15 protein-coding genes and 1 pseudogene are annotated in these 14326 nt (G+C 59.5%); 9 read left to right on the forward strand and 7 right to left on the reverse strand.

Annotation, left to right across the window (positions count from 1 at the left end; genetic code table 11):
- Positions 1–63 precede the first annotated feature (63 nt).
- The 3 genes from J4G38_RS09620 (at position 64) to J4G38_RS09630 (ending at position 1712) form a co-directional block, all read left to right on the forward strand.
- Positions 64–1056 (forward strand): DUF6602 domain-containing protein, encoded by a 993-nt coding sequence (locus tag J4G38_RS09620; protein WP_226163320.1) that lies wholly within the window; start codon positions 64–66, stop codon positions 1054–1056.
- Positions 1057–1219: 163 nt separating this feature from the next.
- Positions 1220–1420 (forward strand): hypothetical protein, encoded by a 201-nt coding sequence (locus J4G38_RS09625; RefSeq protein ID WP_210516708.1) that lies wholly within the window; start codon positions 1220–1222, stop codon positions 1418–1420.
- A 28-nt stretch (positions 1421–1448) separates the two neighbouring features.
- On the forward strand, positions 1449–1712 hold the full coding sequence (locus J4G38_RS09630) for a type II toxin-antitoxin system RelE/ParE family toxin (protein ID WP_210516706.1): 264 nt from the start codon (positions 1449–1451) through the stop codon (positions 1710–1712).
- Here J4G38_RS09630 and J4G38_RS09635 read toward each other — a convergent pair.
- On the reverse strand, positions 1634–2377 hold the full coding sequence (locus tag J4G38_RS09635; RefSeq protein WP_210516704.1) for a hypothetical protein: 744 nt from the start codon (positions 2375–2377) through the stop codon (positions 1634–1636). The two genes, J4G38_RS09630 and J4G38_RS09635, sit on opposite strands and share 79 nt — an antisense overlap.
- Before the next feature lie 82 nt (positions 2378–2459).
- Between J4G38_RS09635 and J4G38_RS09640 the strand changes: the two genes are divergently transcribed.
- Positions 2460–3590 carry a hypothetical protein gene (locus J4G38_RS09640; protein WP_210516702.1) on the forward strand — a complete coding sequence of 377 codons (1131 nt, stop codon included), beginning with the start codon at positions 2460–2462 and terminating at the stop codon, positions 3588–3590.
- 156 nt (positions 3591–3746) lie between these two features.
- Here the strand turns inward: J4G38_RS09640 and J4G38_RS09645 are convergent, their stop codons facing one another.
- Together J4G38_RS09645 and J4G38_RS09650 are read right to left on the reverse strand one after the other, a co-directional pair.
- Positions 3747–4541 (reverse strand): DUF4468 domain-containing protein, encoded by a 795-nt coding sequence (locus J4G38_RS09645; protein WP_210516700.1) that lies wholly within the window; start codon positions 4539–4541, stop codon positions 3747–3749.
- 100 nt (positions 4542–4641) lie between these two features.
- Positions 4642–6054: a mercuric reductase gene (locus tag J4G38_RS09650; protein ID WP_210516699.1), complete on the reverse strand. Its 1413-nt coding sequence runs from the start codon at positions 6052–6054 to the stop codon at positions 4642–4644.
- Between the two features lie 159 nt (positions 6055–6213).
- Here J4G38_RS09650 and J4G38_RS09655 point away from each other — a divergent pair, with 159 nt between their 5' ends.
- A complete protein-coding gene (locus J4G38_RS09655) occupies positions 6214–6948 on the forward strand; it encodes a hypothetical protein (RefSeq protein ID WP_210516698.1) in 735 nt (244 codons plus the stop codon).
- A gap of 18 nt (positions 6949–6966) precedes the next feature.
- On the opposite strand, the gene J4G38_RS09660 is transcribed toward J4G38_RS09655, so the two are convergent.
- A complete protein-coding gene (locus J4G38_RS09660) occupies positions 6967–7749 on the reverse strand; it encodes a hypothetical protein (protein ID WP_210516697.1) in 783 nt (260 codons plus the stop codon).
- 575 nt (positions 7750–8324) lie between these two features.
- A complete protein-coding gene (gene sucD / locus J4G38_RS09665; protein WP_210516696.1) occupies positions 8325–9206 on the reverse strand; it encodes a succinate--CoA ligase subunit alpha in 882 nt (293 codons plus the stop codon).
- A 306-nt stretch (positions 9207–9512) separates the two neighbouring features.
- Here sucD and J4G38_RS09670 point away from each other — a divergent pair.
- Together J4G38_RS09670 and J4G38_RS09675 are read left to right on the forward strand one after the other, a co-directional pair.
- Positions 9513–10487 (forward strand): annotated as a pseudogene (locus J4G38_RS09670) (PLP-dependent cysteine synthase family protein); the annotation flags it as partial.
- Positions 10488–10560: 73 nt separating this feature from the next.
- Positions 10561–10968 carry a response regulator gene (locus J4G38_RS09675; protein ID WP_210516694.1) on the forward strand — a complete coding sequence of 136 codons (408 nt, stop codon included), beginning with the start codon at positions 10561–10563 and terminating at the stop codon, positions 10966–10968.
- Positions 10969–11058: 90 nt separating this feature from the next.
- Here the strand turns inward: J4G38_RS09675 and J4G38_RS09680 are convergent, their stop codons facing one another.
- Both J4G38_RS09680 and ade read right to left on the reverse strand, forming a co-directional pair.
- Positions 11059–11568, reverse strand: a complete 510-nt coding sequence (locus J4G38_RS09680; protein WP_210516693.1) for a hypothetical protein — start codon at positions 11566–11568, stop codon at positions 11059–11061.
- Between the two features lie 76 nt (positions 11569–11644).
- Positions 11645–13303, reverse strand: a complete 1659-nt coding sequence (ade, locus tag J4G38_RS09685) for an adenine deaminase (protein ID WP_210516691.1) — start codon at positions 13301–13303, stop codon at positions 11645–11647.
- An 87-nt stretch (positions 13304–13390) separates the two neighbouring features.
- Between ade and J4G38_RS09690 the strand changes: the two genes are divergently transcribed.
- Positions 13391–13543 carry a hypothetical protein gene (locus tag J4G38_RS09690; protein WP_210516689.1) on the forward strand — a complete coding sequence of 51 codons (153 nt, stop codon included), beginning with the start codon at positions 13391–13393 and terminating at the stop codon, positions 13541–13543.
- Between the two features lie 78 nt (positions 13544–13621).
- On the forward strand, positions 13622–14293 hold the full coding sequence (locus tag J4G38_RS09695; protein WP_210516687.1) for a hypothetical protein: 672 nt from the start codon (positions 13622–13624) through the stop codon (positions 14291–14293).
- Positions 14294–14326 lie beyond the last annotated feature (33 nt).

Genomic DNA, 14326 nt, shown 5'->3' on the forward strand with positions numbered 1-14326 from the left:
GCGTCGGCTTTGGCTGGCGCGGGGGTTTTGGTTTAAAGAAATATTATGCGCGAGAATTCGAAATTGGAAAAATACTTTGCATCTCATCAGCGAAGGATAACTGAAGATTTTGCAAGAATCAGAGATATTTATTCTGATTCAGCTGTGAAAGGGTCGAATAATGAGAAGATAGTTTCTGAATTTTTATCTGAGCACATCAAATGTAATTTTATTAGTAATAACAATCAGATAATTGATTCGCTAGGCAAAGCTTCAGACGAGATAGACGTATGTGTGTGCAATGATGACCAACCTTTTAGAACTAAAACGGGTGAACTGATTTTATGTGAAGGCGTTGACTTTGTTGTTCAAGTGAAAGCTGTTATTAGTAGTAATGAAATAGATAGGATTATTAAAAACTGTATTTCAGTAAAAAAACTAGATAGACAGTTGACATTGGGAATGACTGCTAAAGGGTTTGCAGGGGATTACGAATACATGATTCAAAGAATCCCGTATTTAGTTTTTGCGTTTGATAGCAAAACAAGCATTGAAGCAATTTTCATGCAATTGCGTAAAAAGCTTAAGAGTGTTCCACTGCACTTGCAGCCAGATGCAATATTCGTTTTGAATAAAGGGTATTTTATCAACCTCCGGAGAGGAGAAGGAGTACCAATAAAAGGGCGAGATGCAAGAAACGAAGCAACCTTATTGAAGGGTATTGCTGGGTTTGATACTCCAGCCTATACTTTGTTGGAAATGATAAGGTATATCAATGTTTACCTTCCAAAGGCGATTAGGACACACAGTATTATATCGTATTACCAAAATCCGGCAGATATAATCAATATCTATAATGAAGAGTTGATAAAGAAAAATTTCATCAACGCTGTGAGGCATATATCATCGGAAAAGCGAGAGAGCCTGATAAACTCAATAAGATGCCTTGATGAAGGGCTTGAAACTAATGAACAAATTAGAAAATGGACATCGCAATTAGCAGTATTCTCAGAGTTTTTTAAAGAATGGAGTGATGATGAATGGAATAACATTATAGCAGCAACTCATTCAGATTAAAGCCTATTACAACCTCGACTGGCATGTGTCTGTGACGCGCAGCCCACTAGCTTCGAGCCTGTGGCTTGCGCCTAGGCACCAGTAGCCAATAACTAGTGCAACCCCCGGCACTTTTGCAACCCGAAGCGTAGTTTAGCAAACGACCACCACGCCACCCGCCCCCATGACCAAAGCCCAAATCCTCGAAGCCGTCAACCAATTGCCGGAAAACTTCGAGTTAGAAGACCTTTTCGAGCGTTTACTGCTCATCAAGCGGATTGAGGAAGGGGTGCGCCAATCGGATAATGGCGAAACGCTGACCGAAGCCGAAGCCCGAAACTACCTCAGCCGCTGGCTGACCGACACGGGCACGGCGGCGCGGTAGGATGGTTATCCACTATACCACCCGCTTCGTGCATGAACTGGACGAGCAGGCCGATTATCTGGCGCAGTATTCAACAACTCGGGCTTCTTTAGTGGTGAATAGCGTCTTTCGGCAGCTTGATTTGTTGCGCCAGCACCCCAAAATGGGCCGCATGGTGCCCGAGTTTGGCAATGAAAAGGTGCGCGAGTTACTGTACCGACAGTATCGCATCATCTACCGCTTGGTTTCGGCTGAACGGATTGACGTACTGGCGTTCCAGACCGGGCTGCGGCCGTTGCAACTGCCACTGTAATGCATAGATATTTCGCTACTGGCGTGTATCTGCAATGCTCTGCCCGTTGGCCGCGAGCCCGTGGCTCGGGTTGTAAGCCAGTAGTGCAGGGGAATTCGCTCCAAGCGAAGCGGTTTAAACAACGTTCTAACTAACAAAAAAAGGCACCCACGCCAAGCGGGTGCCCTTTTTTGTTGCCTGACAATTCCTCGAAACCCTACGCCGCCGGTTTGTTTGTCCGGGGCGGGCGGGGCGGGCTGGTCCTTGCGCACCTGCTGGAGGATTTTGCGCAGGGTGTAGTCCTGAAGCTTGGTTTTATCGTCGGTTTTGTAGATACTTTTGCCGTCGGCCAGCAGCTCTTTCATGGGCGCGTAGAGGGCGCGGAACAGCTTTACGTTGCCGGCCGTGAGCAGGCGCTGGTCGCTGAGGCTGCTGCCCTGGGCGGTGCTGTCCTTCACCAGGGCGTCGTAAAGCTCCTGGATTTGGTCGGTTTCGGCCCGGGTCTGGCCTTTGGCCAGGAGGGCGGTTTTGTTGGTTTCGATGTTCTGGAGCAGGGTTTTCAGCGAATCCGCGAGGCCTTCGTGCTCGTCGTTGTTGCGGCCCTGGCGCGCGGGCTCGATGCCGAATTTTCTGGCCGATACGGTGAGGGGCGTGGCCGGAGCCATCGGACGAGTTGCCGGAGCCATCGGATAGGTTTTCGGAGGCATTGACTGCTTGCAACTTCCGGTTATCTTTAAGCCCGTGGCCACACCAGGGCCGCCTCGTTCTATGCCCGACTTTTCCCACACCGAAATCAAGCAGGACATGCTCACCAACCTGCGCTACGCGGCGCTGTTTGCGCCCTATCACCCGGAGGCCGTGGCCAAGTTCGCGGCCAACTACGCCATCAACAAATTCCAGTGGCAGTACCACGGCGCGCAAGCCGAATTTGACCAGACCGACGCCCTGAGCCGTTGCAGTGAGGCGGCGTATAACCGGCTGTGGGACATCCAGCGCAAGAAGCTTTTCGACCTGCAATGCCGCTGGCGGGCCGGCCACGTCACCGGGCCGGGCCTGGACTGCACCTTCGACTTCGCGCGCTACGACGTCGCCATCGAGAACTGCCCCGTGCTGGACCCCATCAGCCCCGAGGAGCTGGCGATGTATTGCGATTTCGTGCGCCAGGCGGCCGATTTCGACGAGGACGTGCTGGACTGCTACGGCGGCGATTTCGGCCTGCCCCGCGACTGGCAGGACTACGACAAAATGCGCCTCCACGAGCAGGAGGAGGCCCAAAATACCCCCGATGAGGCGTGCAAAGGCGTGCGGCCGCCGGCCTGGTACGACTACCATAACTCGCGCACCGGCCACGGCTTCCTGCTGAGCCTGCCCGACCTGCGCGGCCCCCGCGAAAAGCCCTACCTGGACGCCTACTACGCCCACCGCCGCGCCAAAGGCCCCGGCCCGGCCAGCCCCCCGCCCACCGACCCGCGCCCCCGGTTCCTGACGTTTGAGCAGGAAGAAACCCTGCAACACGCCCTGCTGCACCGGTTCGAAAGCCCCAAGCTGCGCCGCCAGCAAGCCGCCTACGCCGCCCAAAAAGACCGCGAAGCCGCCGATGAGCAGGTCGAAGCCGACTTTGCCTACCTCAAAGCCCTCGACCCCGGTGAAACTGTGCCCCTGGCCCCGGCCGCCGACTGGCGCGCGGCCCTGCGCCAGGCCGTGGTCGAAACCCAGCGCCACCAGCTGCTGGCCCACCTGCCCCAGGTGTACGAGGCCTACCGCATGCGCCAGGACCTGAACATCAGCCACCCCGAAGCCGAAGAGCCCACCTGGCGCAGCGACCTCGGCCACTGCATGCGCGAAAGCCTGCTCGACGGCCGCGAGCTGCTGGGCGAGCCGCGCACGTTCGACTTCTGAGTAGCCCGGCAAATAAGTCGTTGAAACGACCCTGAAACGTCATGCGGAGCTTGCCAAAGCATCTCTACCTCGGTCGTATTCCAACCGATTCAACGAAGCGACATAGATGCTTTGGCTCCGCTCAGCATGACGGTCTGGTAGCTTTCTCTACCCGCGCTACGACCCCGTGGGCCTGCTCAGGGCGGTGCGGAGCTGGCTTTGCAGCTCGCGGCCCACGCGGCAGAGCTCGGCTTTGTGTTTCAGCATGAGGGCGCGCTGCTGGCCATTGGCCTTGGTCCGGAACACGAACAGCTCGGCCGGGCTGCCCGTGCCGTTGCCGATGGGCGCCAGATACGCCCCAAAGGCAAAGTTGCTGATGGCGTAGTGGTAGTGGCCGTCACGGCAGGTGAGCTGAATGGTGTAGTCGACGCGGTGGTTGTTGGGCTCCGGGGCGTGAATGAATATTTCCGAATACGTGCGGCCCACCAGGGTGGCGGTGGCCGCGTCGTTCACCTGCAGCACGTCTTTGGTGGGGAAGCCGGTAGCAAACCACACCTGGGCCCGGCCCATGAGCTCGGCCTGGGTACCGGGCACGTCCACGTCGCCCACGTACCGGATGAGGCCCGTGGCGGGGTCGCGGGGCACGGCCACCGAATCGGGGGTGATGACCAGCGCGTCGGGAAAGTTGAGGTAGCTCCGGCGCACGTAGTAGGACTTGCCGGCTTTGTGCACCTGCGCCCAGATATTGCCAATCTGCCACACGGGCAGCACTTCGCCCCGCGAGGCGTGCTGGTCCACGGCCGTGGTATCGGCGGTGAGGTAGAGCGGCACGTATTGCCCCGTGATGGTGAAGTGGCCGTAGTAGGGCACCATGAGTTCGGGGTCCTTCTTGGCGGGAGCAGTGCCCGTGCCCTGCGCGGCGGCCGTACCGCCCGGCAGCACAAGAAGAAGAAGTAGCCAGGTAAGCTTCATAAAGTCCAGGTAGGGTAGCTGGGGAAAGCGTCCGCCCCATGCGAAAGCCGCCGCTAACTTATGGGGGCCCTTATGTAGGCTGAATGAAGTATCGGGCCCTTTATTTGCCCACCCGCCGCAAGTCCCGGAACACGTTGTTCAGTCCCTCGGCCCAGGTGGGGTGGGCAAAAATCATGTCCTGGAGCTGCTGATATTTAAGCCGTCCGGCCATGGCCACTTCAATAACGGCCATGATTTCGCCGGCTTCGGGCCCGAGCAGGGTGGCCCCCAGCAGCCGGTCGTCGTTGCCCACCAACACCTTCCAGAAGCCCCGGCTCTCGCCCGTGTGCTGCGCCCGGCCAATCACGCTCACCGGCATGGTGGCCACGCGGTAGGGGAGTTTCTGCTCCTGCGCCTGGCCCTCGCTCAGCCCGATGCGGGCCAGCGGCGGGTCGGTGAATACGCAGTAGGGCAGGGGCCGCTGCCGGGCCGAGCGTTTGCGGCCGTGCAGCAGGGCATCGCGCACCACGCGGTAGTCGTCGTAGGAAATGTGCGTGAATTGCGGGCCGGGGTGAATGTCGCCCAGCGCGTACACGCCGCGCACGTTGGTTTGCAGGTTGTCGTTGACGAGGATGTAGCCTTTGTCGTTGGTTTTGATGCCGGCGAAGCCCAGGCCCAGCTTGTCGGAATTGGGGCGGCGGCCGGTGGCCACCAGCAAGTGGCTGCCGCGCAGGCGGCGCTCGCCCTCGGCGGTGTGCACCATGAGCGAGATGTTGCCGCTGGGGGTGCGGCTCACGCTGTGGGCCCGCGCGCCCAGCACGAATTCGATGCCCTCCTGGCTCAGCGCCGCCTGCAGGCCCTGGCACACGTCGTCGTCCTCCCGTTCCAGCAGCTGCGGGCCCGATTCGATGACGGTGACGCGGCTGCCAAAGCGCCGGAACATCTGGCTAAACTCCAGCCCGATGTAGCCCCCGCCGAGGATGAGCAGGTGCTCGGGCAGCTCCTTCAAGTCGAGCAGCTGCGTGGTGGTGAGGTAGTCAACCTCGGCCAGTCCGGCCACGTCGGGCACGGCGGCGCGGGTGCCGGTATTGATGAAGATAAGCGGCGCGGTAACGTCTTGAATGCCGCCACTGGCCAGCGTGACGTGCAGCGAATGCGGCGCCGTGAAGGCCGCGTGGCCTTCCAGCAGCGTGACGTGTTCGGCGTGTTGCGCAAAGTTGGCCCGAATGCCCTTGCGCGTCTTGGCAATGAGGGCATCTTTGCGGGCCACGGCGGCGGCCAGGTCCACTTTCAACGCCGCCGCGCCGGCCACTTCCGGGGCCGCCACGGCCGCGGCGGTGCGCAGCAGGTGCAGGCGCTCGGCGGTGGCCAGCAGCGTTTTAGTGGGCGAGCAGCCGTAGTTGATGCAGGAGCCGCCCAGCTTGTTTTCTTCGATGAGGGCAACGTGGCGGCCAGCCCCTGCCAGGGCCGTGGCCAGCGGGTTTCCGGCCTGGCCAGAACCGATAATAATGGCGTCGAAAGCAGTAGCGGGCATGGAGGAGAACAAAAAGTAGGGTGGCGCAAGGTAGCGGGTACCGTTATGCATACGGCCTTACGGGCCTATAAAGCCCGAATTGCGGCGGAATGTGCCGCAGAAACACGAAATTGCCGTATCAGGCGTTGCCTGGTTTCTGATTCTCCTTGCCCCGCCTCTATGAAGCATCCGCTGCGCGCCGCCTTTTCGCTTGCCCTAACTGGCCTCACCGGCTGCACCTCGCTGTACTTTCCGCCCCCGCCCCACGCGCCGCTGCTCACGCACCAGGGCGAGTTCTACGGGGCCGTGAGCACCAACCAGCACAATAATTACGCCCTGCAAGGGGCCTACGCCCTCACCAACCACCTCGGCGTGGCCGGCACGTTCTCCTCGCTGCACACCAAGAACGACGCCGCCACCAAAAACATCGACTTCGGCGAAGCCAGCCTCGGCTACTTCACCCGCCTGTCCGACAAGCGCGTGCTGGAAGTATACGTGGGCGGCGGCGGCGGCCACACCGACCGCATCGAGCGCAACGAAGCCCAAATCGCCTCCCGCACCCTCAGCGGCAGCCTCTCTAAGGTATTTGCCCAGGTGAACTACGCCCGCAAAAAGCGCGACAACATCCACCTCTTCAACCGCGACTTCCCCCTGACCTACGGCGCCGCCCTGCGCCTGAGCTACATGCAGCTCAACAACTTCCACCTCGATGGCCTGCCCGCCCCCGGCGAAAACAACGTGTTTTTCGAGCCCATCACCTTCACCCGCACCCAAATTGCCGGCCCCGTCCAATTGCAATTAATCAGCGGCCAGATTTTCGGCTTCCGCAGCAATAAGTTTTTGAAGGCCGCGAATTCGGTCTTTCAAATCGGCATCGTTATCAACCTGGACAAGAACACCACACTGGACGAGTAGGCGCGGCGTGGGACGGCGTTACTGGGGCTTGCTCTCAAAAAACACCGTTTTCAGGCGTTTAAACAGCCCGCTGGTGGTGCCCACGTACACCGTATCGCCCAGCTGCTGGATGTCGGTGATGGCGGCTTCACCCAGCCCGTCGTTTTTGAGCTCGCGCACCCGCCCGGTGCCGCCATTCCAGCGCAGCGAGTATAGCTGGTTGAAGGGCCGGATGAAGCCGACCAGGCTATCACCGATAAGCCGGAAACCGCTGGAACGCAGGAGGGAAGGCGTATTGGCGTACGTGGTCCAGGTTTCGCTATTGTCGGTCGATACCAAAAGCTTATCGTCAAATGTCTGCGCATATACTTTGCCCTGCCACTTATAAAACGCCGTAACACCCGTTTGGGGGCTCACGCGCCGGATGGTGCCGTCCTGCTTTACTTTGAAGATACCAGGGTTATAAAAGGCATTGCTTTCGCTGCCAACCAGAAAATAGTCGTCTATGGCCGTTATTTGGCTGGTATAAGACCCCGCGTCAAAAGTGCTGTTCGGGAAGTCTAGTACCTGTTGCGACTGCACCTGCAGGCGCTGGAAGGCATTTGGCACTATGTGGGCCAGTACCAGGCGCAAAACCGGGTCGGTGGGCCCGGTAGGCGTGCGGCGATAGCTGAACAGGAGGTAGTGGTTTTGATTAAGCGCGGCAAAGCGCGATTCTCTCATCGACGACTCGGCTAGGGTCGACTTGTAGGTGGTGGCTTGCGGGTCCAGTTTAAGCAAGTGGATGTTGGCGCTGTATTCCGGGTTGACCGCATCCGCCATGGGGGTAATGGTTATCGCAGTATCGGCCGCAGGCCACGCATACATATTGGCCACAATGGGAACCCGCAAAGTCACATCGGAAGGCAGCCAGCTTATGCTGGTAAAATAAAGTGTCGAATTACCGCTTGCTACCGGTAACAAGTGGCCCAGGTAGTTTGGCGTCTGCAGGTAAAGCGAACTGGCATCTTGGCCCATCCCCAGAATGACTTTGCTGAGGCCATAAAGGTGCCGGTCTGCCTGCCAGCTATACACTTTATCAACTTCCTTTATCTGAATCTCAGTCTCTTTTTTGCAAGCGCTAAAACTCAGGACAATGGCTGCCAGCAACAGCAAGCTAGCGCGGTGGGATGGACGAAATGCCATAAGGTCAATTAGGTAGATTAACGAATGTGAAAGAGGCCCTAAAGATATAAGCGCAGCCGCAAAAAAGCGCCTGCTTCACAAGACTTCGCAATAAAATAACAGCCACTCCGAAGCTGGAGTATTACCCGCGCCGCACGCATCATCAGGCCCAAACAAAATGGGTCGCTGCCAGCAAGTGGCAACGACCCATTCCGGATAAAAAGCAGGGGACCTTACTTGCCGCTCATCACGCGCAGCATGGTGTCGCCAATCTCGGCGGGCGAATCCACGACGTGGATGCCGCACTCGCGCATGATGGCCATTTTAGCCGCGGCCGTGTCGTCGGCGCCGCCCACGATGGCCCCGGCGTGGCCCATGCGGCGGCCGGGAGGCGCCGTCTGGCCGGCGATGAAGCCCACGACGGGCTTTTTGTTGCCGGTTTCTTTAATCCAACGCGCGGCTTCGGCTTCCATGCCGCCGCCGATTTCGCCAATCATCACGATGCCTTCGGTTTCGGGGTCGTTCATCAGCAATTCCACTGCCTGCTTGGTGGTAGTGCCGATGATGGGGTCGCCACCGATGCCGATGGCCGTGGTCTGGCCCAGGCCGGCTTTGGTGAGCTGGTCCACGGCCTCGTAGGTCAGCGTGCCCGACTTGGACACGATGCCGATTTTGCCTTTCATGAAGATGAAGCCGGGCATGATGCCCACTTTGCACTCGCCGGCGGTCATCACGCCGGGGCAGTTCGGCCCAATCATCGTCACCGTGGGGCGCTCCGAGAGGTACTGCTTCACGGCAATCATGTCCTTGGTCGGGATGCCTTCGGTGATGGTGATAATCACCTTGATGCCCGCGTCAGCGGCTTCCATAATAGCGTCGGCGGCGAAAGCCGGGGGCACGAAAATGATGCTGGTGTCGGCGCCGGCCTGGGTCACGGCCTCGGCCACGGTGTTGAACACGGGCCGGCCGAGGTGCTCGGAGCCGCCTTTGCCGGGCGTCACGCCGCCCACCACGTTGGTGCCGTAGTCCATCATCTGCTGGGCGTGGAACGAACCCTCGGAGCCGGTGAAGCCCTGCACGATAACCTTGGAATCTTTATTGACCAGAACGCTCATTCGGAGGTGTTTTTGGGTGTTGATTGATGGAGAGGGCGGCCCGGACGGGCAACGGTGGTGCAAAAGTAGGGCATTTTGGTGCCGGGACAAGGCAGAAGTCAGGCAATCCATTGAACGTCATGCTGAGCTTGCCGAGGCATCTCTGCCGGAGAAGTAATTCACTTGGGGCAACGAAGTGATAGAGATGCTTTGCTGCGCCCTGCATAACGGGCTTTTTGCCGGCCGCTACCTCTCCCGACCCCGCCCCGCCGCCGAAATTCCTACCTTTGTCCCCTTGAACAGAAACATCCCACCTAACAAATTTCGATGTATTTCAACCACGTCATTGACGCCGTCGGCCATACTCCCCTCGTCAAGCTCAACAAAGTAACCGATGGCATAAAAGGCACCGTGCTGGCCAAGGTGGAGTATTTCAACCCCGGCAACTCGGTGAAAGACCGCATGGCCATCCGCATGGTGGAGGACGCCGAGAAGGCCGGCCTCCTCAAGCCCGGCGGCACCATCATCGAGGGCACCAGCGGCAACACCGGCATGGGCCTGGCCCTGGCCGCCATTGCCAAAGGCTACCAGACCATCTTCGTGATGAGCGACAAGCAGAGCAAGGAAAAGCAGGACATTCTGCGTGCAGTGGGCGCTCAGGTAGTGGTGTGCCCCGTGGACGTGGCCCCCGACGACCCGCGCAGCTACTACTCGGTAGCCCGCCGCCTCAATGCCGAAACGCCCAATTCCTTCTACCCCAACCAGTACGACAACCTCTCGAACACTGCCGCGCACTACGACCACACCGGCCCCGAAATCTGGGCCGGCACCGACCAAAAAATCACGCATTGGGCGGCCGGTGTGGGCACGGGCGGCACCATTTGCGGCGTCAGCAAGTATTTGAAGGAGCAGAATCCGGCCATCGTCACGGTGGGCCTGGATACCTACGGCTCGGTTTTCAAGAAGTACAAGGAGACGGGCATTTTCGACAAGAACGAAATCTACCCCTACAAAACCGAAGGCATTGGCGAAGATATTCTGCCTAAGAATGTGGATTTCGACGTTATCGATTTGTTTATTAAAGTGGCCGATAAGGACGCGGCCGTGATGACCCGCCGGCTGGCCAGGGAAGAAGGTCTGTTTGTGGGCTGGAGCTGCGGCTCGGCCGTTTTCGGAGCGCTGGAATACGCCCGCGAGCACCTGAAGGAAGATGACACAATGGTGGTTTTGCTGCCCGACCACGGCACCCGCTACTTGGGCAAAATCTACAACGATGACTGGATGCGCGCTCAGGGCTGGCTATAGTAAGCGCCGCTGTTGCAGGAGTGCGCCGGGGTCGGTATCTTCGTGAAAGCTAGCATATAAATCTTTATCCATGTCCGCAAATCTGAATCACATTGTGCTGGTTGATGACAACGAAACCACCAGTTTCCTCAACAACCGCTTGCTGGGCCGCCTGGCCGTAGCCGACCACGTGAGCACGTTCTCGCGGGCCGACGAAGCCTTCGAGCAGCTCTGGGGCGGCGTGAGCGGCGGCAATGAGGCGGCTCCTGATTTAGTGTTTGTGGACCTGAAGATGCCCGGCGTGTCTGGTTTTGAGTTTCTGGAGCTGTACAACGCTTTGCCCCAGCCCGTGCAGGACAAAACGGTGATGGCCGTGCTCACCACCTCCATGCACGGCGCCGACACGGCCCGCGTGGCCCAGTACCCCAACGTAGAATACCTCACCAAACCGCTGACTGAAGAAAAGATGCGTAAGCTGCTGGAAAAGCGGTTTCAATAGAACCACGCTTTCCCTCTTCTACCTGTCCGTTTAGTGGAAGAACGACAAAAAAACCGCCTCCGGTCCGCTGGAGGCGGTTTTTTCTTGCCCTTATAGTTTGTTCAGCACCCGGAAGATGCCGGTTTTTCGCTGCTTGAGAAAAATGTAGCGCACCGAAAATCCCGTGGGAAACCGGTTCCAATCGGCCGAGCCGTACTCGATGGTGGGCTTGAAATCGAAGGAGAGGACAAAGGGAATGAAGGCGACTTTGTATTCGACGCCAACGAGGCCGTCGAAGCCCCAGAAGTCGCCGTCGTCGCGGTTGCGGCCGTAGTGCCCGCCAGCCCCAAAGTAATAGTTCAGGCTGGGGCCCAGAATGCCGAAATGGCGCTCGGCCAGCACCGTACCGCTGCGCTCGCGCGGCGCAAACATGGCCAGGCCCTCCAGCGTGGTTTTGGGGATGATGAGTTGCTGAATGGTCAGGCCGTAGTTGGTGCCGTCGCTGCGGAAACCGGCGGCGGTGCGGTATTTCTGCGCGGCGGCCGGCTGAGTTACTAGCCCCAGCAGCAGCAGAAAGGCGCCAGGGAAATAACAGAAAAAGGGCAGGGGCAGCAATTTCATAACCAGCAAAACAAGGTAGGGTGCGAGGACTTGCCCCGCTCCCTACGCAGAAACCGCGCTAAAAATTGCGCCGCCCCTACTCCACCGCGTCCACAAACGTGAATTGCTGCCCGTCGAACAAGCCTTTATCGCTCAGTTTCAGGCTGGGAATCACGAGCAGCGCCATGAACGAAAGCGTCATGAACGGCGCGCCCAGCGGAGAACCGAGCTGCTTGGCCAGGGCATCGACGGCGGCGTAGGCCCGGGCCACGGCCGGGCCCTCCTGGTCCGACATGAGGCCCGCCACGGGCAGCGGCACCAGAATTTCCTGCCCATCGGGCCCCACGGCGGCCAGGCCGCCCTTGGCCGCGATAACCAGGTTGACGGCCCGCGCCAGGCTCTCGTCGTCGCAGCCCACGGCGGTAATGTTGTGCGAATCATGGCCCACGCTGCTGGCCAGCGCGCCGCTTTTCAGCCCAAAACCGCGAATAAAGGCCAGGGCCGGCGCCACTTGCGGCTGGTAGCGGTTGATGACGGCCAACTTGAGCACGTCGCCGTTCACATCGGGCACCACCAGGCCGTTTTCGACGTGGGCCGGCAGGTCGACGCGGGCCGTAATGAGCTGGCCGTCGAAGCACTCGATGACGCGCAGAATGGGCCGCTCCGTTTTGGGGGCGGGCAACTCAAAATCCTTCACCGCGACGGGCCGGGCGTGGAAATTATTGACCACCGCAATGGGGGCGGCCGGCAGTAAGGATTTGCCGTTTTCGGCCACCAGCCGGCCGTTGAGGTAGGTTTGCAGAACTTCGAAATTCTGCAAATCCTTCACCACGATGAAGTCGGCGGGGTCGCCTTCGGTGAGCAGGCCCACGGGCAGGTGGTAGTGCTTCACGGGGTTCACGCAGGCCACGCGCAGCACGCTGAACACGTCGCAGCCAAGCGCCACGGCCCGCTGCACCAGCTGGTTGATGTGGCCGAGCACGAGGGTATCCGGGTGCTTGTCGTCGGAGCAGAACATCAGGTTGGCGTAGTGCTCGGGCAGCAATTCGATGAGGGCATCGAAGTTGCGAGCGGCCGAGCCTTCGCGGATGAGGATTTTCATGCCCACGGCCAGCTTGTCGCGGGCTTCGGCGGCGGTGAAGCACTCGTGGTCGGTGCTGATGCCGGCGCTGGCGTAGTGGGCCGCGTCGTCGCCGCGCAGGCCGGGGGCGTGGCCGTCTACGGGGCGACCGGCGGCGTGGGCCAGGGCAATTTTGGCCATCACGTCGGCGTCGCGGTGCAGCACGCCGGGCCAGTTCATCATCTCGGCCAGGTAGCCGATTTTGGGGTTTTCGAACAGCTTTTTGATGTCGGCCACCGTGATTTCGGCCCCGGCCGTTTCAAACGGCGTGGCCGGCACGCAGCTGGGCGCGCCAAAGCAGAACTTGAAGGGCGAGTGCGCCGCATTTTCCAGCATGAATTCCACCCCGGCCACGCCCAGCACGTTGCCAATTTCGTGCGGGTCGCTCACGGTGGCCACGGTGCCGTGCGTCACGGCCAGGCGGGCAAATTCGGTGGGCACCAGCAACGAGCTTTCCACGTGCACGTGCGCATCTACGAAGCCGGGCAGGGCGTAGGGCAGGGCCGGGTTGGGCGTGGCTTCGTCGATGGGCGCGATGCTGACAATGCGGCCGGCTTCGACCAAAATAGTGGCGGGCTGGATGGTATGAGCAAAAATGTCTACAACGTTGGCGGTAAGCGAAAAATCAGCGGTCATAAGCAGGGTGGGGTGCAACAGGTAAACCGGCACACGGCCGGTTTTGCGGAGGCAAAGAACCTTATATTTGACAAAAAACCATTTCCGGTGAAAAAGAACCTTGCCCTTTTGCTGCTCGTGCTGCCACTGCTGGCCGGGAGCGGCTGTGCCACCCGCACTGCTCAGGAAAAAAAAACCCGTTGGTATAAGCACCACACCACGCCCGGCGGCCGCATTCCGTGCCCTACGCACAACTGCTAAGGCGGGGTTTCCAGCTATTCAACAAAGCGGAACCGTGCGGCGGCGTACCGCTTGCCCCAATTTCTAGTTAACTGCCCAATGCGTCGTTGTCATTTTTGCTACCCGAACATCGGTGCGTTTGGTGCCGCGCTATTGTTGAGTCATGCCGGTTTCGGCCAGTCGGCGCCGCTGTCGATACCCAATTACCACTACACCCCGCCGGTACCCTCCATGAACATGAATATGCCTCCCTACGGGTGGGGGAGCCGGCCCGAATCCCTGGCCCACCGCGACGGGGCGGGCAGCTACCAGCTGCCCGACGGCAGCTGGCACCGGGCCCAACGGCTGGTGTTCAACGGCGAAAAGCTGACGGTGCAGGACGGTGCGACCGGCAAGCAGCGCTTCACCTCCGAAACCGTGCGGCAGCTGGAAGTGAAGCAGGATACTTTTTTGGTGGTGAAGGACTTGCCCGGCCGGCGCGTGGCCCCCGAGAAGCCCGATTTTCTGCGCTCCTGCGTCAACCGCCAGGGCGTGCGGCTGCTGGCGATGTACTACGAAACGGGCCGGCCGACGTATTTCCTGAGCCGCCCCAACGCGTCGATGCAGCTGTTGCCATCGGGCAAAGCCGAGTTCAAAACTGCGATGCTGGCCATTGTGAAGGACTCGCCGGCGCTGACCGCCAAAGTGGCCAGCGGCGAAATGGGCCGCGACGAAGCAGAGCAACTAATCAAGGATTACGCAGATTTTCTGCAGGGTAATGCGCTGCATTAGGCATTGGTGGCTATAATTAGCCTCCGTTTTAAT

The organism is Hymenobacter terricola (assembly GCF_017921975.2).
Lineage (GTDB): Bacteria > Bacteroidota > Bacteroidia > Cytophagales > Hymenobacteraceae > Hymenobacter > Hymenobacter terricola.

What these genes read in the sequence shown, in the direction of transcription:
- J4G38_RS09625 (WP_210516708.1), top strand. Translation starts at nt 1,220, where the DNA reads ATGACCAAAGCCCAAATCCTCGAAGCCGTCAACCAATTGCCGGAAAAC.
- J4G38_RS09635 (WP_210516704.1), bottom strand. Translation starts at nt 2,377, where the DNA reads ATGGCTCCGGCAACTCGTCCGATGGCTCCGGCCACGCCCCTCACCGTA.
- J4G38_RS09640 (WP_210516702.1), top strand. Translation starts at nt 2,460, where the DNA reads ATGCCCGACTTTTCCCACACCGAAATCAAGCAGGACATGCTCACCAAC.
- J4G38_RS09645 (WP_210516700.1), bottom strand. Translation starts at nt 4,541, where the DNA reads ATGAAGCTTACCTGGCTACTTCTTCTTCTTGTGCTGCCGGGCGGTACG.
- J4G38_RS09650 (WP_210516699.1), bottom strand. Translation starts at nt 6,054, where the DNA reads ATGCCCGCTACTGCTTTCGACGCCATTATTATCGGTTCTGGCCAGGCC.
- J4G38_RS09655 (WP_210516698.1), top strand. Translation starts at nt 6,214, where the DNA reads ATGAAGCATCCGCTGCGCGCCGCCTTTTCGCTTGCCCTAACTGGCCTC.
- J4G38_RS09660 (WP_210516697.1), bottom strand. Translation starts at nt 7,749, where the DNA reads ATGGCGGATGCGGTCAACCCGGAATACAGCGCCAACATCCACTTGCTT.
- sucD (WP_210516696.1), bottom strand. Translation starts at nt 9,206, where the DNA reads ATGAGCGTTCTGGTCAATAAAGATTCCAAGGTTATCGTGCAGGGCTTC.
- J4G38_RS09675 (WP_210516694.1), top strand. Translation starts at nt 10,561, where the DNA reads ATGTCCGCAAATCTGAATCACATTGTGCTGGTTGATGACAACGAAACC.
- J4G38_RS09680 (WP_210516693.1), bottom strand. Translation starts at nt 11,568, where the DNA reads ATGAAATTGCTGCCCCTGCCCTTTTTCTGTTATTTCCCTGGCGCCTTT.
- ade (WP_210516691.1), bottom strand. Translation starts at nt 13,303, where the DNA reads ATGACCGCTGATTTTTCGCTTACCGCCAACGTTGTAGACATTTTTGCT.
- J4G38_RS09695 (WP_210516687.1), top strand. Translation starts at nt 13,622, where the DNA reads ATGCGTCGTTGTCATTTTTGCTACCCGAACATCGGTGCGTTTGGTGCC.